The 18964-nt window shown below is 63.2% G+C and carries 16 protein-coding genes; 11 read left to right on the top strand and 5 right to left on the bottom strand.

Annotated features, from left to right (window positions below; genetic code table 11):
- Positions 1–376 precede the first annotated feature (376 nt).
- The 4 genes from MKZ91_RS07415 to MKZ91_RS07400 all read left to right on the top strand — a co-directional run bounded on the left by MKZ91_RS07415 (position 377) and on the right by MKZ91_RS07400 (position 5132).
- On the top strand, positions 377–1963 hold the full coding sequence (locus MKZ91_RS07415) for a Ppx/GppA phosphatase family protein (protein WP_336169585.1): 1587 nt from the start codon (positions 377–379) through the stop codon (positions 1961–1963).
- On the top strand, positions 1960–2697 hold the full coding sequence (locus tag MKZ91_RS07410) for an RlmE family RNA methyltransferase (RefSeq protein ID WP_336169583.1): 738 nt from the start codon (positions 1960–1962) through the stop codon (positions 2695–2697). The genes MKZ91_RS07415 and MKZ91_RS07410 overlap by 4 nt, the downstream gene beginning before the upstream one ends.
- Position 2698: 1 nt before the next feature.
- Entirely contained in the window at positions 2699–3079 is a 381-nt protein-coding gene (locus MKZ91_RS07405) for a VOC family protein (RefSeq protein ID WP_336169581.1), read from the top strand.
- Between the two features lie 286 nt (positions 3080–3365).
- Entirely contained in the window at positions 3366–5132 is a 1767-nt protein-coding gene (locus tag MKZ91_RS07400) for a peptidoglycan D,D-transpeptidase FtsI family protein (protein WP_336169578.1), read from the top strand.
- Between the two features lie 25 nt (positions 5133–5157).
- On the opposite strand, the gene MKZ91_RS07395 is transcribed toward MKZ91_RS07400, so the two are convergent.
- Positions 5158–6567 carry a DHA2 family efflux MFS transporter permease subunit gene (locus MKZ91_RS07395; protein WP_336169576.1) on the bottom strand — a complete coding sequence of 470 codons (1410 nt, stop codon included), beginning with the start codon at positions 6565–6567 and terminating at the stop codon, positions 5158–5160.
- Between the two features lie 188 nt (positions 6568–6755).
- Between MKZ91_RS07395 and MKZ91_RS07390 the strand changes: the two genes are divergently transcribed.
- The 5 genes from MKZ91_RS07390 (at position 6756) to MKZ91_RS07370 (ending at position 12206) form a co-directional block, all read left to right on the top strand.
- The gene (locus MKZ91_RS07390; protein WP_336169574.1) at positions 6756–7745 is read left to right on the top strand and encodes an MBL fold metallo-hydrolase; all 990 of its coding nucleotides are present in this window, start codon (positions 6756–6758) and stop codon (positions 7743–7745) included.
- Between the two features lie 201 nt (positions 7746–7946).
- Complete coding sequence (gene guaB / locus MKZ91_RS07385) at positions 7947–9449, top strand: IMP dehydrogenase (RefSeq protein ID WP_336169572.1); 1503 nt, start codon at positions 7947–7949, stop codon at positions 9447–9449.
- Between the two features lie 96 nt (positions 9450–9545).
- Positions 9546–9962 carry an MAPEG family protein gene (locus MKZ91_RS07380; RefSeq protein WP_336169570.1) on the top strand — a complete coding sequence of 139 codons (417 nt, stop codon included), beginning with the start codon at positions 9546–9548 and terminating at the stop codon, positions 9960–9962.
- Positions 9963–10150: 188 nt separating this feature from the next.
- A complete protein-coding gene (adhP, locus tag MKZ91_RS07375; protein ID WP_336169568.1) occupies positions 10151–11179 on the top strand; it encodes an alcohol dehydrogenase AdhP in 1029 nt (342 codons plus the stop codon).
- Positions 11180–11330: 151 nt separating this feature from the next.
- Positions 11331–12206 carry a dienelactone hydrolase family protein gene (locus MKZ91_RS07370; RefSeq protein WP_336169567.1) on the top strand — a complete coding sequence of 292 codons (876 nt, stop codon included), beginning with the start codon at positions 11331–11333 and terminating at the stop codon, positions 12204–12206.
- Between the two features lie 9 nt (positions 12207–12215).
- Here the strand turns inward: MKZ91_RS07370 and MKZ91_RS07365 are convergent, their stop codons facing one another.
- Entirely contained in the window at positions 12216–13130 is a 915-nt protein-coding gene (locus MKZ91_RS07365) for a hydrogen peroxide-inducible genes activator (protein WP_336169566.1), read from the bottom strand.
- 187 nt (positions 13131–13317) lie between these two features.
- Between MKZ91_RS07365 and katA the strand changes: the two genes are divergently transcribed.
- A complete protein-coding gene (gene katA / locus MKZ91_RS07360) occupies positions 13318–14802 on the top strand; it encodes a catalase KatA (RefSeq protein WP_336169564.1) in 1485 nt (494 codons plus the stop codon).
- Positions 14803–14893: 91 nt separating this feature from the next.
- Here katA and MKZ91_RS07355 read toward each other — a convergent pair whose 3' ends face one another.
- Positions 14894–15844: a LysR substrate-binding domain-containing protein gene (locus tag MKZ91_RS07355; protein WP_336169562.1), complete on the bottom strand. Its 951-nt coding sequence runs from the start codon at positions 15842–15844 to the stop codon at positions 14894–14896.
- 209 nt (positions 15845–16053) lie between these two features.
- Here MKZ91_RS07355 and MKZ91_RS07350 point away from each other — a divergent pair, with 209 nt between their 5' ends.
- Positions 16054–16350: a DUF1127 domain-containing protein gene (locus tag MKZ91_RS07350; protein ID WP_336169560.1), complete on the top strand. Its 297-nt coding sequence runs from the start codon at positions 16054–16056 to the stop codon at positions 16348–16350.
- Positions 16351–16637: 287 nt separating this feature from the next.
- Here MKZ91_RS07350 and MKZ91_RS07345 read toward each other — a convergent pair whose 3' ends face one another.
- Positions 16638–17465, bottom strand: a complete 828-nt coding sequence (locus MKZ91_RS07345; RefSeq protein WP_336169559.1) for a DUF937 domain-containing protein — start codon at positions 17463–17465, stop codon at positions 16638–16640.
- 125 nt (positions 17466–17590) lie between these two features.
- On the bottom strand, positions 17591–18964 hold the full coding sequence (locus MKZ91_RS07340; RefSeq protein ID WP_336169557.1) for a glutamate--cysteine ligase: 1374 nt from the start codon (positions 18962–18964) through the stop codon (positions 17591–17593).

The following is an 18964-nucleotide window of genomic DNA, read 5'->3' as shown; positions in this document are numbered from 1 at the left end:
TCGGGCGCTGCCCGTTGCGTCGGTGTGGCGGGCTTATAAACAAATCAGCGGCCGATGCAAATACCTTTTGGCAAAAAAATGTAGATCGCGATCGCACGGGCTCGGTTTGGTGCCGGTTCATGCTGTGGACAGTCCTGCAGTCGCAGGGCTTGCATAGGCGAATGCCGGCCTTGCGATGCCGACGTGGTTGGGGGAGGGCTTCTGTCGAGGCCTCCTTGATCGGCGCTGCGTGCGCAATCGTCGGTCTCAGCCCATTGCGCTGCGGTCAAAAACAGTTTGGCGAATGGGGCTTGCGCTGGTACAGTCGCGCCAACGAAAAATCGAGAGAGCGTCTTGAGCGGCCTTCAGGGCTTGCGCGGCGCCATGGTTGAGACAAGTGAAAGACCCCGATCACGGCGAAAAGCCGTCTGAATCCGGGGCGTCGGCAGCAGGCCGCAGCGATGGATCGAGGACCGGTCCGCGCAACGGGAAGGGTAAGCGCAAGCGACGCAAGTCGTCTGCCTCGCCGTCTGCAATTGCCAGCCAGTCCGGTGCACCGGGCACGGCAGGGCGTCCCGCAGGAGAGAACGATGCGGATCCGGCGCGCAAGCGCAAACGGCGTCGTCGTTCGAAATCCGCGAAACAACAGGCTGCGGCCGCATCCGCGCAACAAGGCGGCGGCGTACAACTCGTCGAGCCTTCGCTCGGCGACCGAAAGGGCCACAAGCGCAGCAAGAAGGCGCGGCATCGCCGGGGGCTTCAGGGCCGTCCGCTGACAACAAGCGAACGTCAGCCCTTGCAGCAGAAGGCGGCTGACGGCGGCAATCCGCGATCGGCATCGCCTGCTTCCAACGGCCAATCGGCCGGGCATCAGCGACAGGGCCAGCGCGCCGAGCAGCCGCGCGCGCCTTTCGTTGCAACCGGTGAGCCGCCTGCGCCGCTTTATGCGGCTCTCGACCTCGGCACCAACAATTGCCGGCTGTTGATTGCGCAGCCGACACGTCCCGGTCAGTTCCGGGTGGTCGATGCCTTCTCGCGCATCGTCCGTCTCGGCGAGGGGCTCGGCGCCAGCGGTCGGCTTTCGGATGAAGCGATGGAGCGCGCCGTCGAAGCGCTGAAAATCTGCGCTTCGAAGCTCGGCGCCCGTTCTATCCGTCGTAGTCGGCTGATTGCGACGGAAGCGGCGCGCGCCGCCGAAAACGGCGAGAGTTTTCTCGAACGGGTGGCCAGCGAAACCGGGCTCGAACTGGAGATCATCAACCGCGAGACCGAGGCACGGCTTGCCGTCTCCGGCTGCTCGTCGCTTGTCGATCGCGAGACGCGCTCGGTGGTGCTCTTCGACATCGGTGGCGGCTCCTCCGAGATCGCGGTCATCCGCATTGGCGACAACCGTTCCAACCGGCTCGCCAACCACATCACCCATTGGACGTCGCTGCCCGTCGGTGTCGTGACCCTTTCGGAGCGCCACGGCGGCCAGCATGTGACGCCCGTGAGTTTCGAAGCGATGGTCAACGAGGTCGAGGGCATGCTTGCCCGCTTCGACAGCCCGCCGGTCGAAGCACTGGCGACCGGCGCGACCGGTAGCGGTTTTCATCTGATCGGGACCTCGGGCACTGTCACCACCCTTGCCGGCGTGCATCTGGACCTGCCGCGCTACGACCGCCGTCGCGTCGACGGCCTCTGGCTCTCCGACGACGAGGTTTCGGCCATGCAGGCGCGGCTGCTCTCCTGGGATTTCGACGCACGGGCCGCCAATCCCTGCATCGGGCCGGATCGTGCTGACCTGGTGCTTGCCGGCTGCGCGATCCTCGAGGCAATCCGCCGCCGCTGGCCCTCGACGCGCATGCGGGTTGCAGACCGCGGCCTGCGCGAAGGCTTGCTGACCGATATGATGGCGGACGACGGCGCCTGGCGCCGCTCGCGGCCGCGCCGTCACCAGCGCGGCTCCAATGCCTCCGGCAGCCAGGAAGGAAACAAGGCATGACGAAACCCCCTGTTGGCGGCAACCGCAGTGGCCGCAAGCTTGGCCAGAAGGTCAAGAAGGGCAAGCTCAAGGCATCCTCCCGCCGCTGGCTGGAGCGCCACATCAACGATCCCTATGTGCAGCGCGCCCAGCTCGAGGGGTATCGCGCCCGCGCGGCCTTCAAGCTCCTGGAGATCGACGAGAAGCACAAGATCCTGAACGGCGCCCGCCGCATCATCGACTTGGGTGCCGCTCCGGGAAGCTGGTCGCAGATTGCCGCCAAGGTCACCAACTCCACCGATACCGACCCGCGCGTCGCGGCAATCGATTTCCTCGAGATGGATCCGATCCCGGGTGTGCGTATCCTGCAGATGGACTTCCTCGATCCGGAAGCGCCGCAGAAGCTGAAGGACGCGATCGGCGGGACGCCGGATCTCGTTATCTCCGACATGGCCGCGCCGACGACCGGCCATCGCCAGACCGATCATCTGCGCACCATGCACCTGTGCGAAGTTGCCGCCTATTTTGCCGTCGACGTTTTGGCCGAAGGCGGGCATTTCCTCGCCAAGACCTTCCAGGGCGGCACCGAGCGCGAGCTGCTCAACATGCTGAAACAGAACTTCCGCCAGGTCATCCATGTGAAGCCGGCCTCGTCGCGCGCCGAATCGGTCGAGATGTTCCTGCTCGCCAAGGGCTTCAAGGGGCGCCAGAAGGGCGAAACGGCGAACGAAGCCGAGGAAGAGGCGGCCGAATAGCATGCTGCTCTACGTGACCGTTGGCACCAATGATCTCGAGCGTGCCGGCCAGTTCTACGACGCGGTGCTTCCGACGCTCGGTTATCACCGGCAGCGGGAGGATGAGACCGAGATCGGCTATGGCACCGAGGGCGACCGCATCCGCTTCTGGGTGGTCACGCCCTTCAACCGTGAAGCGGCGACCTTCGGCAACGGCGTGAGTATCGCGCTTACGGCGCCGACGCGCGCTGCCGTCGATGCGTTTCATGCCGCGGCACTCGCCAATGGCGGCACCGACGAAGGCGCGCCCGGACTGCGTCCTTTCCACGCAAACTTCTACGGCACCTGGGTCCGCGATCTCGACGGCAACAAGCTTGCAGCCGTCTGCGAACGACCGGAGTAACGCCGGCTCGCGGTGCCGGTTTCCGTTTTTTCCATGATCTAGTCGACATGCCCCGCGCTGCTTTCGCATTGTCTGTCGGCATTCCAAACCCCATGCGGACGGCCGCCCACCCGCAAGGCGGTACTTGATGGTTAATCCGTCGTTAAGCAATTGAGTGCAACTCTAGCTGTACTCTGAGGTCCATTAGGACCCTCTAAGGTTTATACCCCGCCGAATGCTGGCTGCCGGTTCACGACTGGCGGACGGATAGTTTGCGCTCGGCTGGCTTGCATGTGGAATGTTCCGGATGACGATGACCTCGCTTGCCGTTCGGCTTAGGAGCCGCGCGCATTTTTCCTTCAAGAGGAATGCCGGCGGCAAGACTGGCACCATCATGGGCACGAGTGCGGGCCGCAGGAGCCAGGCTCGGCAGCGGGTTGGCATCCTGATCGCCGGATTTGCCGTCGTGTTCCTGGTCGTTGGCGGACGTCTCGTCCAATACGGTATGACATCACCGGCCGACACGGCCTCGATTGGCGGCGGCGCCCACGTCATTGCTTCCCGCCCCGATATCATCGACCGCAACGGCCATCTGCTGGCGACCGATCTCAACACGATGTCGCTCTATGCCGAGCCGCGAAAGATCGTCGATGCCGACGAAGTGATCGAGAAGCTCGCGACCGTCATGCCGAACCTCGACTGGCGCGACACCCACAGAAAACTCAAGTCCGGCTCCGCCTTCCAGTGGCTCAGGCGTCAGCTCACGCCACGGCAGCAGGCAGACATTCTGGCGCTCGGCATTCCCGGCATCGGCTTCAGGCCCGAGAAGCGTCGCTTCTACCCCGGCGGGGTCACGGCCGCGCATATCCTTGGTCACGTCAATGTCGATAACCAGGGCCTGGCGGGCATAGAACGCTACCTGGACCAGCAGGGCTTTGCCGATCTTCGCGCCGTGGGCCTGACCAGCAATGCGTCGCTCGAACCTGTGCGGCTTTCGATCGATCTGCGCGTGCAGAACATCGTGCGCGAAGTCGTGGCAAACGCGATGACGACCTATGAGGCCGAGGCGGCTGGCGCGGTCGTACTCGACGCCGAAACCGGCGAAGTCCTCGCCATGGCATCGGTGCCTGACTACGACCCGAACGAGCCCTCCCGGACGTTGGCTGATGGCAGCATCGACAAGGAGTACGAAAAGGGCTGGTTCAACCGGATGAGCAACGCCACCTTCGAGATGGGCTCGACGTTCAAGAGCTTCACTTTGGCGATGGGGCTGGACGAGGGCAAGGTCAACCTGAACTCCGTCGTCGATGCCTCTCGCCCGATCCGCATGGGCGGCTTCACCATCAAGGATTTCAAGGGCAAGAACCGCCCGCTGTCGATCCCGGAAGTGTTCCAGTATTCGTCGAATATCGGCACTGCGGCGGTCGCGGATATGGTGGGTATCGAAGGCCACCAGCAGTTCCTGACGAGGCTCGGACTTCTGTCCAGGATGGAAACCGAGATGCCTGGCGTGGCAACGCCGACCCAGCCGCGCACCTGGAAGAAGATCAATTCGGTGACGATTTCCTTCGGCCACGGCGTTGCGACCACCCCGCTGCAGACCGCCGTTGCCGCCGCAGCGCTCATGAACGGCGGCCATCTCATTCCCCCGACATTCCTGCCGCGCTCGCTTGAGGATTCGAAACTGGTTTCGCAGCGGGTGATCAAGGAAACGACCAGCGCCGATATGCGCTACCTCTACAATTGGAACGGAGTGAAGGGTTCCGGCCGGCGGGCGCAGGTGGAAGGGTTCCACGTTGGCGGCAAGACCGGGACTGCCGACAAGGTCATCAACGGCCGCTATGCCAAGGACATCAACTTCAATGCCTTCCTGGCAGCCTTCCCGATGGACAAGCCGAAATACATCGTGCTTTCGATCATCGACGCGCCGCGAACCGGTGAAAATGGCGGCCGGACCGCAGCCTCGAATGCCGCCCCGATCGTCAAGGCGATCATCGGTCGCTCCGCGCCGTTGCTTGGGGTGAAGCCGCGTTTCGGCGACGTGGGCGCCGAACACATCCTGGCGGACTACTAAGGCTGCGCCCGCGCCCCGGGGCGCTTTACTTCCCAGCCGCCGTCTCGATCTCGCGCGCCGGCAGCCTGTGCCCCGACACCGATGCGCCGGCGTTCTTGGCCATGGTGAGGAACGGGATCGCCGCGATCAGGTTGGCCGCAGCGATGATCATGAACGCCGTGTGGAAATCGTCGAGCTGGAGCGGACCGCCGCTGAGCTTGGTTTCGATCTCGAGGATCGCACCGGCGACGGCAACGCCGAGCGCCAGGCTGATCTGCTGCAGCACCGCGCTCATCGACGTCGCCTTGCTGGCATCCGCGTCATCGATATCGGCGAAGGAAAGCGCGTTGACGCTGGTGAAGAAGAACGAGCGGGCAAAACCGGCGATCAGCAGAATGGTGATCAGGACCAGATAGGGTGTCTCCGGCGTGAAGAAGCCGTTGGCAAAGGTGGTAATGGCGGCAATGATCGCCGCGATGATCAGCGTGGTGCGGAAGCCGGCAAAGGCAAGCACGCGTCGCGCGTAGAACTTGGTGGTGATCGCGCCGACGGCACCGATGAAGGTGATGAGGCCGGACTGGAACGGGTTGAGCCCGAAGCCGACCTGCAGCATCAGCGGCATCAGGAAGGGCACGGCACCGACCGAGATGCGAAAGATCGTGCCGCCAATCGAGGCGGCGCGAAAGGCGCTGTCCTTGAAAAGGTTGAGATCGAGAACCGGCGCCGGATGACGTCGGGCGTGACGGATGTAGAGCAGGGCGGCAACGAGGCCCACGACGACGGAAGCGATACCGACCACGGGCGGCAGAGCGGGCAGGCTGATCACCGACAGGCCGAAGACGATGCCCGAGGCGGCAATACCGCCGAGCACGAACCCCAGCACATCGACCGGCGGCGGGTCGAGCGGTTCCATGTGTGGCAGATAGATGCCCGACAGGATATAGCCGGCAATGCCGACCGGCACGTTGATCAGGAAGATCCAGTGCCAGGAGAAGTAGGTGGTGATGAAACCGCCCAGTGGTGGGCCGGCCAGCGGTCCGACGAGGGCCGGGATCGTCAGAAGCGCCATCGCCGAGACGAGTTCACTGCGCGGCGTACCGCGCACCAGCACAAGGCGGGCAACTGGCGTCATCATCGCCCCGCCCATGCCCTGCAGGAAGCGCGAGAACACGAAGGCGACAAGGCTGTTGGACATGGCGCAGAGCACGGAGCCGGCGATAAACACCAGGATCGCTGCCCGAAAGATCTTCTTGGCGCCGAAGCGATCGGCCATCCAGCCGCTCAAGGGGATGAAGATCGCCAGCGCCACCATATAGGCCGTCAGCGCCAGCTTCAGCGTGATCGGTCCGACACCGATATCGCGGGCGATGGCTGGCAAGGACGTGGAAATGACGGTTGAGTCCATCTGCTCCATGAAGAGAGCGACGGCGAGGATCATCGGGACGATACGGTTCATGGAGCGGGTGCTTCGGACAGGTCTGCGATAAAACGACGCTAATGCTGGTAATGGATTTTGTCGGGGCGAAACCGGCGATTGCGGATCAAAAGCCTGTGATCCCGGCTGGCCTTTGCTGTCAAGACGCTAGTTCTGGCCCAGTTGCCTGTCGGCAACGCGAGCGAACCGGAAACGAGGCGGAACGGACCATGAGTGAAATATCGATGAGGCGCAGGACCTTGATGGGGGCTGGAACACTTGGTGTTCTCGCAGTGCCCTCGCTGATGACGGGCATTGCGGTGGCCGAGGAAAAGTCGGAAAAGGCTGAAGTGATTACAACCCACCCTCCCATACGATCGCTCAAGCTCGGTGGCTTCAAGGTCGTCGTCGTCAATGACGGCACGCGCGTCTCGGACAAGCCGCATGAGACCTATGGCACTAACCAGCCGCAAGAGGCGGTTGCCGACCTGCTGCAGCAGAACTTCTTGCCGACCGACGCCCTGCTCAACAGCTACTCGCCGGCGCTTGTCGATACCGGGTCGGATGTCGTGCTCTTCGACACTGGCATGGGCGAGGGCGGCCGCGAAGCCGGCGCCGGCCGTCTTCTCGATGGTATCCGCGCCGCCGGCTATCAGCCGGAACAGGTCTCCGTCGTCGTCTTGACGCACATGCATGGCGACCATATCGGCGGGCTGATGGAGGGCGGCAAACCTGCTTTCGCCAACGCCCGCTATGTCATGGGCGAAACCGAATATGCCTTCTGGAAGGATCCGGCACGCGTCGGCACGCCGGCGGAGAACGGCCATAAGGGCGTGCTGGGGAAGGTGGTGCCGCTTGCCGAGAAGACGACGTTCATTGGAGATGGCGCCGAGGTCGTGCCGGGGATTTCGGCGATTGCAGCCTTCGGTCACTCGCCGGGACATATGGTGTTTCGCGTCGATTCCGAAGGCAAGGGGCTGATACTGACCGCCGACACCGCCAACCACTATGTGCTGTCGCTTCAGCGACCCGATTGGGAGGTGCGCTTCGACATGAACAAGGCGAAGGCGGCGGAGACGCGCCGAAGGGTCTTCGACATGATCGCCAGCGAACGGTTGCCTTTCATCGGTTACCACATGCCATTTCCGGCCGTCGGCTTCGTCGAGAAACAGGGCGAGGGCTATCGTTTCGTCCCCGCCAGCTACCAGCTCGATATCTGATCGCCGCTGGACCGCGGCTGAAAATTGCTGCTCTGCAACAAATATCGGCCAAAGCCGGGACATTTCCCGGCTTTGGCTATTTTCATCCTGACATATCCGTGTTACGAGCCCTCGCCAACTTCCAAGACACGCTTTGAAGTCGCCCGGTGGACCAATCGCAGCCCGTCCCCGGGGGTTTTCGTTTATTGAAGGGAATTGGCCATGGCGCGCATCATCGAAACGGCAACTGGTCTGGAGGCTTTGACCTTCGACGACGTTCTGCTCCTGCCCGGACATTCCGAAGTCATGCCGGGTCAGACCAACATCGCCACCACCATTGCGCAGGACATCGACCTCAACCTGCCGATCCTGTCTTCGGCGATGGACACGGTCACCGAAGGGCGCCTCGCAATCGCCATGGCCCAGGCCGGCGGCATCGGCGTCATCCACCGCAACCTGACGCCGGCCGAGCAGGCCGAAGAGGTTCGCCAGGTCAAGAAGTTCGAAAGCGGCATGGTCGTCAATCCGGTGACGATCGGCCCGGACGCCAAGCTCGCCGACGCGCTGGGCCTGATGAAGCAGCACGGCATCTCCGGCATTCCGGTCGTTGAAAACGGCGGCGCCGGTGGCCAGAAGCAGGGTCGTCTCGTCGGCATCCTCACCAACCGCGATGTTCGCTTCGCTTCGGATCCGAACCAGAAGATCCATGAGCTGATGACCCACGAGAACCTCGTCACGGTCAAGGAAAGCGTCGACCAGCAGGAAGCCAAGCGCCTCCTGCACGCGCACCGCATCGAAAAGCTGCTCGTCGTCGATGGCGACGGCCGTTGTGTCGGTCTCATCACCGTGAAGGACATCGAAAAGGCCCAGCTCAACCCGAACGCCTCCAAGGATGCGCAAGGCCGCCTTCGCGCCGCTGCCGCCATCTCGGTTGGCGATGACGGCTTCGAGCGCGCCGAGCGCTTGATCGACGCCGGCGTCGACCTGATCGTCGTCGATACCGCGCATGGCCATTCGCAGCGCGTGCTCGATGCAGTGGCGCGCGTGAAGAAGCTGTCGAACTCCGTTCGCATCATGGCCGGCAACGTCGCCACGGCCGCCGGTACGAAGGCGCTGATCGATGCAGGTGCCGATGCGGTCAAGGTCGGCATCGGCCCGGGCTCGATCTGCACCACGCGCATCGTCGCCGGTGTCGGTGTGCCACAGCTGGCCGCGATCATGAGCGCCGTTGAGGCAGCCCAGGCTGCCGGCATTCCTGTTATCGCCGACGGCGGCATCAAGTTCTCCGGCGACCTCGCCAAGGCGATCGCTGCCGGCGCTTCCGCCGTCATGATCGGCTCGCTGCTTGCCGGCACCGACGAAAGCCCGGGCGAAGTGTTCCTCTACCAGGGCCGCTCCTTCAAGGCCTATCGCGGCATGGGCTCCGTCGGCGCCATGGCCCGCGGCTCGGCAGACCGCTACTTCCAGGCGGAAGTGCGCGACACGCTGAAACTGGTTCCGGAAGGCATCGAAGGCCAGGTTCCCTACAAGGGCCCGGTTGCAGGCGTGCTGCACCAGCTCGCCGGCGGTCTCAAGGCTTCCATGGGCTATGTCGGCGGCCCGACCATCAAGGAATACCAGGAGCGCGCCCAGTTCGTGCGCATCTCCGGCGCCGGCCTTCGCGAAAGCCACGCGCACGACGTGACGATCACCCGCGAAAGCCCGAACTATCCGGGCGCGCACTGATCGCAAGCATTTCGAGGGCGCCGCGGATCACGCGGCGCCCTCCGTCTTTTTCAGAGCAAGTATTTTCAGACTGAGCGTATTTCAGGAGTAAGCGTCATGACGGGTTTCGAGATCTTCTGGCCGATCGTGGCCCACGTCTTTCTCGTCTTCTGCCTTTACGCTCTCCTGTCCTTCCGGCGCATGCGGCTGGTCAGTGCCGGCAAGGTCCATGCGGCCCAGTTTCGCGAGAACCGTGACGAGCCAGGCGAAAGCCTGGTGGTCAAGAACAGCATCGCCAACCAGTTCGAGCTGCCTGTCCTCTTTTACGTCTGCTGCGTGCTGCTCTATATCACCGAGGCCGACAACATCGTCTCCCTCGCTCTTGCCTGGCTCTTCGTGGCTCTGCGCTACACGCACGCCTTCGTGCACGTCACCAGCAACCGCATCCGCTACCGCCGGCCCTTGTTCATCGGCGGGGTCGCGACGCTGCTTGCCATGTGGGTGTGGCTCGCCGTCTGGATGGCGATGAGCTGATTTCCGCGCGCCACCGCCAATCTGCCGCAAATCTGAAACAGTTCGGGGCGGCGCTCTTCGCGCCTTGATGTGCATCAAGTCCCTGATGCCGCTCTTGCGGGTACTCTGCCTCCGCTGGCGTGAGCGTGCCTCTAGAGAGAGGTGGCGATCTTGCGTCGACCGTAGACGACAACGCATCGGAGGACGAGATGACCGCAACGATGAAAGCCGCGCTGGTACGCGATTTCGGCAAGCCGCTGGTAATCGAGGACATGCCGATCCCGGAGCCGGGCCCCGGCCAGGTGCTGATCAAGTACGAAGCGACGGGCGTCTGCCATACCGACCTGCACGCCGCCAATGGCGATTGGCCGGTCAAGCCGAAGCCACCGTTCATTCCGGGCCACGAAGGTGTGGGCTACGTCGCCAAATTGGGCGCCGGCGTCAAGCGGCTGAAGGAAGGCGACCGTGTCGGGGTTCCTTGGCTGCACACCGCTTGCGGCGGCTGCACGCCCTGCCGCACCGGCTGGGAAACGCTCTGCGGCAGCCAGCAGAACACCGGTTATTCCGTCAACGGCACCTTCGCCCAATATGGCCTTGCCGATCCGGATTTCGTTGGCCGCCTGCCGGAAAAGCTCGAATTTGGACCCGCTGCTCCCATCCTCTGTGCCGGCGTCACTGTCTACAAGGGGTTGAAGGAAACCGAGGTGCGTCCCGGCGAGTGGGCTCTGATCTCCGGCATCGGCGGCCTTGGCCACATGGCGGTGCAATATGCCAAGGCGATGGGCATGCATGTCGCCGCCATCGATATCTTCCCGGACAAGCTGGCGCTGGCGACAAGACTCGGCGCCGACCTCGTCATCGATGCCCGTGACAAGGATGCGGTTGACCAGGTGCAGAGGGCGACCGGTGGCGTGCACGGCGCGCTGGTGACGGCGGTGGCACCGAAGGCAATGGAGCAGGCGTTCAACATGCTGCGTTCCAAGGGGACCATGGCGCTGGTCGGCCTGCCGCCCGGGCAGATGTGCGTACCGATCTTCGACACGGTGCTGAAGCGCATCACCATTCGCGGCTCGATAGTCGGCACCCGCCAGGATCTGGAGGAATCGCTGGAGTTTGCCGGCGAAGGCAAGGTCGCCTCGCATTTTACCTGGGACAGAATTGAGAACATCAACGCCATCTTCAAGCGCATGGAGGAGGGCAAGATCGATGGTCGCATCGTGCTCGACCTCAACGGCTGAACCACTCGCGCCGAGGCTTCCGCCTTCGCCCGATGCACGCGCCGGTAACGCGAGGTAACGCAAGTTTGTATGTCCGCTGCCGCCCGCCGACTTATTCTGTCGCGGGCGGTTTCTGTCTGCCGCCGCGGGAGACAAACCGAAGGAGGCTGACATGCAGGGACCGAAGATTACCCAGGCGATGATCGACGCCTATGACGAATACACGCACCTGACCCTCGATCGCAGGCGTTTCATGGAAAAGCTCACCGGGCTGGCCGGATCTGCCGCTGCGGCAGCGGCGATCGCACCGCTCTTGGCTGCCAATGGCGCCAAGGCCGAGATTGTTGCGGCCACCGACAACCGCATCACCGGCGAGGACATTTCCTATCCCGGCGCCGCAGGCGAGATGAAAGGCTATCTCGTGCGCCCCGCCGATACGACCGGCAAACTGCCGGCCGTCATCGTCATTCACGAAAACCGCGGGCTCAACCCGCATATCCGTGATGTGGCCCGGCGGATGGCGCTTGAAGGCTTCCTCGCGCTTGCGCCCGATTTTCTCTCGCCCGCCGGCGGCACGCCCACCGACGAAGATAAGGCGCGCGAGATGATCGGCGCGCTCGACGCTGCGGCAACGACGGCGAATGCCGCTGCCACCGTCGTCTTTTTGGAGGGACACCAGCAGTCGAACGGCAAGGTCGGCGCCATCGGCTTCTGCTGGGGTGGCGGGCTCGTCAATCGGCTCGCCGTCGGCTCACCCGATCTGAAGGCCGGCGTGGCCTATTACGGCGCCCAGCCCAAGGCGGAGGATGTACCGAAGATCAAGGCGGCGCTCTTGCTGCACTATGCCGGGCTCGACGAGCGCATCAATGCCGGCATCGAAGCCTACCAGAAGGCACTGAAGGACGACGGCAAGGACGCGACGATCTACATCTATGACGGCGTCAACCATGCCTTCAACAACGACACGTCGGCTGCGCGCTACGACAAGGCTGCCGCCGATCTTGCCTGGGGCCGGACGGTCGAGTTCCTGAAGGCCAAGCTCGCCTGAGCGCTCCGCTCAGGCCGCCACGGCGGCGCGGAAGATATCATCGGCGCAGCCGCTGATGGCGGCGGCGAGCGCTTCCATGTCGCGCTCGCGCGGGCTGCTGCGCCGCCAGACAAGGCCGATCTCACGCGCCGGCTCTGGTGCCGCGAAGGGCACGATCCGGATCGCGTTGCGCGAGGCCTCGGTGGCGATCGCGATCTCCGGGATGAGCGTCATGCCCATGCCGTTGGCGACCATCTGCAACAGCGTCGTCATCGAGGTGGCGCCGAACGACACAAGGCGCCGCTTGCCCGCCGTGCTGCAGACGGCCAGCGCCTGATCGCGCAGGCAATGGCCCTCCTCGAGCAAAAGCAGCTGTTCGACATCCACCTGGTCCTCGGTCAAGGGCGACATCAGGATGTTTCGCTCATCGTCCGCCATTGCCATGTAGAAGCGGTCGGAAAAGAGTGGCTTCGACGAAAGCCCGTCGACTTCGATCGGCAATGCCGCGACCACGGCATCGAGCAGGCCTTCGCCGAGATCGGCGACGAGCCTCGATGTCACCGATTCCTTCAGCTCGATCTCGATGGCCGGATAGACGCGGCGCAGATGCGGCACCAGCCGTGGCACGAGATAAGGTGCAAGTGTCGGGATGACGCCGATGCGTATGCGACCCTCGAGCGTGCCGGCGGTCGCGCGGGCGCTCTGTTCCAGTTGGTCCACCTCGGCAAGGATCGCGCGCGTGCGGCTCAGCACTTCTTCGCCCTTGTGGGTGAGCAAGACACCGGTGCGGCTGCGCTCCACGAGCTTCACGCCCAGGTGGCTCTCCATTTCCATGATCTGCGCCGAAAGCGCCGGTTGGCTGACATGGACCAGATCGGCGGCCTTGCCGAAGTGTCGAGTGGAGGCAAGCGCCTCGAAATAGCGCATCTGTCTGAGTGTAAGCATGATAGGAAAATCTTATCGAAATTTAATTTTTATGCAATTGGAGATTATCGATCCGCTGTGGGAAAACCGCCTTGCCAAAGCGACCGGGCTTTGAGCGCCGCGGACTTCGCGGCTGGCAGCCCCCTCAGCTGCAGTCGGGCAACCCTGCCTGACCGCCCGGGCGCGAACCCTTTAACAGGAGGACGCGATGTCAGATCGACCCATATTGACGACGACGGCCGGAGCTCCGGTGCCGGACAACCAGAATTCCCTGACCGCCGGTCCGCGCGGCGGCGTGATGATGCAGGACTACCAGCTTATCGAAAAGCTGTCGCATCAAAACCGCGAGCGCATCCCCGAGCGCGCCGTGCACGCCAAGGGCTGGGGCGCCTATGGCACGCTCAGGATCACCGGTGACATTTCCAGATACACCAAGGCCAAGGTTTTGCATCCAGGCGCCGAAACGCCGATGCTGGCGCGCTTTTCCACCGTTGCTGGAGAGCAGGGGGCTGCCGATGCCGAACGCGACGTGCGCGGCTTCGCCTTGAAGTTCTACACCCCCGAAGGCAACTGGGACCTCGTCGGCAACAACACCCCGATTTTCTTCGTGCGCGACCCCTACAAGTTTCCGGATTTCATTCACACCCAGAAGCGCCACCCGAAGACCAATCTGCGCTCGGCAACCGCCATGTGGGACTTCTGGTCGCTGTCGCCGGAAAGCCTGCACCAGGTGACGATCCTGATGTCCGACCGCGGGTGTCCGGTCTCCCCGCTGCATATGAACGGCTATGGCTCGCACACGTTCTCGTTCTGGAACGATGCCGGCGAGCGCTACTGGGTGAAGTTCCATTTCAAGACCCAGCACGGCCACAAGCATTACACCAATGCCGAAGCCGCTGAGGTGATCGGCCGGACGCGCGAGAGCTACCAGGAAGCGCTCTACGGCGCGATCGAGGACGGCAACTATCCGCGCTGGACGGTTCAGGTGCAGATCATGCCGGAACTCGATGCGGACACGACGCCCTACAACCCGTTCGACCTGACCAAGGTCTGGCCGCATGCCGATTATCCGCCCATCGAGATCGGCGTGCTGGAACTCAACCGCAATCCGGAAAACTACTTCGCCGAGGTCGAGAACGCCGCCTTCTCGCCGTCCAACATCGTGCCGGGCATCGGTTTCTCGCCCGACAAGATGCTGCAGGCGCGGCTCTTTTCCTATGCCGATGCCCACCGTTACCGTCTCGGCACCCACTACGAGCACATTCCGGTCAACCAGCCGAAGTGCCCTGTTCATCACTACCACCGCGACGGCCAGATGAACACGTTCGGCGGCATCAGGACCGGCAACCCGGACGCCTATTACGAGCCGAACTCGTTCAACGGTCCGGTGGAACAGCCGTCCGCCAAGGAGCCGCCGCTGCGCATCGATGGCGACATGGCGCGTTACGACCATCGTGAGGGCAACGACGACCACAGCCAGCCGCGGGCGCTGTTCAACCTGTTCGATGCCGGTGAGAAGGCGCGCCTGTTTTCCAACATTGCGGCGGCAATGGGCGGGGTTCCCGGCCTGATCGTCGAGCGCCAGCTCGCCCATTTCAAGCGCGTTCATCCGGACTATGAGGCCGGTGTGCGAGCGGCGCTGCGTGCAGCCCACGGCTACAAGGCTGACCCGGAAAGCGTTGCGGCGGAATAAAGCGCAAGCGCTGGACGTGCGCCCACTTGCGCACAAACGAAAAGGGCCACGCATTGGATGATGCGTGGCCCTTCTTGCTTCTCTATCGTTCTTACCAGCCCGGCAGCATGTGGCTCTGCCTGAGGCGCGGATAGCGCGGGAAACCCTTGATATCGGCGTCGATGTCATCGTTGGCGCTGATCGGCGTGATGTTGTCGAGGCAGGCGGTAATGTGGTTGCTGATCGCGTTCGAGAGCGAAGGCGAAAGGCCCGGTCGCTTCATGATGCCGATCTGCACCGGCGCCAGCGCCGGGAAACCGTCGGCGAGCGTCAGCACCTTCATGCCCGGGCGCAGCGCCGATTCCGGCAACACCGACACCGCCATGCCAGCAAGAACGGCGGCAGCGACGACCGTCGACGACCAGCTGGTGAACAGGATCTGGTACTCCCGACCGGTGGCATCGAGGGCCGCGCAGGCAGCCTGGCGCCACAGACAGTCGCGTCGACCGACCGCGAGCGGTATCGGCGCGTTCTCCGGCAGTGGATGGTTGATCGAGCTCACCCAGCAAAGCGGCTCCGTGCGCACAACATCGGAGGCGCGGGCGCGCGGGTTATGGGTGACGAGCGCAATGTCGAGGTCGCCCTTGGCCATCTTCTCGGCAAGATCGACCGACGGCTCGCAGACGATATTGAGCTCGACATTCGGGTGCGTCTTGGCGAAGCGCATGATGATCTCGGGCATGTAGCGGTCGGCATAGTCGTCGGGCGTGCCGATCCTGAGCGTGCCCTCCAGCCGATTGTCGTCGAAGGAGGCGATCGCCTCGTTGTTGAGGCGGATCATCCGGCGGGCGAAGTTGAGCAGCCGGTCGCCCTCGACCGTCAGCCGGTTGCCGCGGCCATCTTTCATGAACAGCGCCTTGCCGATGCGCTCCTCCAGGCGCCGCATCTGCATCGAAACGGCGGATTGTGTCTTGAAGACCCGGTCAGCGGCCTTGGTGAAGCTGCCTGTGTCGGCGATGGCGACAAAGGTCTGGAGCTGGTCGATATCAAGCGGTGCGGACATGGCCGTGATACATCCATAAGATTGTTTGATGAATATCATTAAAAACATTCGTTGGACTGATCAATAAGGATTTGCGATCTATCAGGGGCAAATTCATCGATCCCTGGCCGGCATCAACGCCGGTTTATCCAAAATTCTTTGGCCCGCCCCTGCGTTTGACCTCCCCGCAGGGGATGGGCCTCTTCGTGCCGAATAGAAGGAGTACCATCATGCGCACGACACAGCACGTCCTCGATCTCGACCTCGTTGCAGGAAAGCAGTCCCATGCCTCCCGCGCCGTCGGCGTGACGGGCATGCTGACAGGTGCATGGCGCCAACTCCTGAACCGCTATCAGATCGGCCGCCTGAACGACCTGGATGACCGCCAGCTCCTCGACATGGGGCTGAAGCGCGAAGATGTGCACGAGGCGATTACCTCGCCCTTCTTCGACAATCCAGCAAGCTATCTGACGCGCGCGTCGCGAAATCGGGCGAGCCTTTTTTACAAGGGGATTCGTCACGACTGATCCCTGATCGGTCACGGTGTTTTGGGGCCGTCTCGAAACCACGACGTGATCGGTCTTAAGAGTTATGGCGCATCCCGCCGCTTAGGGTGTGCCAGTCGAGCATGATCCGCGAAAGCTGCCGCCAATGCGGGTCATGCTCAGAAATTCGGCGCAGCGGACCGTCGACGGTCGCGCGCCCAAACCTTCCCCGCAGGGTGGAGCCAATAGCCCTGCCGCTTGGCCCGGTGCATGACCAAGACATGTACCGGGCCTTTTTCTTTTAGCAATGTGCGAGGATCAAGGACCGCTCAGCCCTTGCTGCCGGGGCCGGTCTTGTAGATGTCGAACAGCGCCTCGATGTTCTTCTGATATTCCTTTTGCATCTCCAGGCCGCTGTCGAACATGGTGTTCATCACCTGGGAGAATTGCGCGAGCGCAGGATTATCGGGCGCCGGCTTCTGCGCGCCGGAAGCGCCAGCCTGCATCATGTCCTGAAACGCCTTGATGAAGGGGTTGTCGGCAAAGACATCCGCAGCCTTTGGCTTTTCTTCCTGCTTGCCCATGCCGAAGAAGCCCTGCATCGCCTGGGTGAAGGGATTGTCGAAGGGGTTCGGCTGCGGCTCCGGCTTCTTGGCGAAGCCGGCGGCCTCCATCCATTGGCGCATGGCCGTGGCCATCGGGTTGTTGGCGAATGCGTCAGTTGCCGCCGCAAACTGTCCGGTCGTTTGCTTGAACAATCCGCCCATCAGCGTGTCGGCCATGACCGGCAGCATCTGCTTGTAGATCTCCTGGCTGACGCCGGTGACCTGGGCAGCTTGCGCGGCGATCGCGCGCGACATTTCTTTCGAGCCGAACAATTGCCCGAGAACGCCGTTGCCGTCGGCCATGCCTTGCGGCGTGAAGGCCTGGCTGACGTCTTCGAAATACTTGGCATAGTTGCCGCTGCCAAGCGCGGTCAAGAGCGCACCGAAGTCATAGGGATTGCCGGTGTTGCGCTTGAAGGCAGCAGAAAAGGCCGGCAGCAGCGCCGCGGTCGCCTTGGTCATTTGCTCCTGGGCGATGCCGAATTGCTGGGCCATCAGCTCGATGGCTTTGCCGTTCTGAGCCTGCGCGAACATGTCAAAAAGCGGTGCCATCCCAGTTCCCCTTCGGCATAGATGCGCGCCGCCCAAGCGACGCATATCCTTGCACTATAACGGGAAATCGGGGGCTGGAAACCGCTTTTTGAGAGCGACCGGCAAGGCGCCGCGATACGAGCGCCTCAATACTGGTATTCGGTAAAGACGGGCTCGACGGAGCCGTTCCAACGGCCGTTGTAGAGCGACAGCAGGTCTTCCGCGAGTGTCGCCTTCTTGGCCAGAACCTCGTCGAGTGGCGCCAGGAACTGGCTCTCGTCGACGCCGTCGCCGTTGAGGCGATTGCGGCGCTTCAGGCCGCCGCGCGAAATCGACAACACTTCGCGGGCGACATCGTAGAGGCTGCCGCTGCGGAACTTGGTGGCAAGCGCCTGAACCGGAACGGCATCGCGCATGGCGCTGACCTCCTCGAAGGTCCAGTCGCGTGTCAGCGTCTCGGCCGCGTCCAGAGCCTCACGGTCGTAGAGCAGGCCAACCCAGAAGGCCGGCAGCGCACAGATCCGCCGCCACGGGCCACCGTCGGCGCCGCGCATCTCGAGGAAGCGCTTCAGTCGCACATCCGGGAACAACGTCGAGAGGTGGTTGGTCCAGTCGCCCATGTTCGGCTGCCAGTCGGCGATCTCGCCCTTGAGCGCGCCGCCCATGAACTGGCGGAAGGTGACATGGGTACAGTCGTGATAATGGCCGTCGCGCACGACGAAATACATAGGCACGTCAAGCGCCCATTCGACATAGTCGGCAAAACCGAAATCCGGGCGGAAAGCCGAAGGCAAGAGGCCGGCGCGCTGGTTGTCGGTATCACGCCAGATATCACCGCGCCAGGACAAGAGCCCGTTCGGCTCGCCATCGGTAAAGGGGGAACTCGCAAACAGCGCCGTTGAGAGCGGCTGCAGCTTCAAGGAGACCTGCATCTTGCGGCGCATGTCTTCTTCCGACGAGAAGTCGAGGTTCACCTGGATCGTGCAGGTGCGATACATCATGTCGAGGCCCTTGGTGCCGACCTTGGGCATGTAGCGGCTCATGATGCCATAGCGCGACTTCGGCATGCGCGGGGTTTCGTCGAAGGTCCACTTGGGACTGCCGCCGATGCCGAGAAAGCGGATGCCGAGCGGTTCGGCGACTTCGCGCAGCACGGCGAGATGCTGGTTCGATTCCTTGCAGGTCTGGTGCAGGTTTTCGAGCGGCGCGCCAGAAAGCTCGAACTGGCCGCCGGGCTCAAGCGAGATCGCTCCATTGCCGGATTGTTCGGCAAGCCCGATGATGTTGCCTTCGTCGACGATCGGCTCCCAGCCGCTCTTTGCGGCCATGCCGTTGAGAAGCGCCTGGATGCTGGCCTCGCCAAAATAGGGAACCGGGCTGTTGTCCGCCTTAAAGAAGGCGAACTTTTCGTGCTCCGTGCCGATCCGGAACCGCTCCTCCGGTTTCGAGCCCGCTGCCAGATAGGCGGTCAGGTCAGCGACAGAGGTTACCGGCGTCTGGTCGGTGGTATCTCGGGCCAT

Source organism: Ensifer sp. MJa1, from assembly GCF_037026475.1.
In the GTDB taxonomy this organism is placed as follows: Bacteria; Pseudomonadota; Alphaproteobacteria; order Rhizobiales; family Rhizobiaceae; genus Ensifer.
The sequence above is the reverse complement of the archived record's forward strand: the minus strand, read 5'-3'. Positions and strand labels throughout refer to the sequence as shown.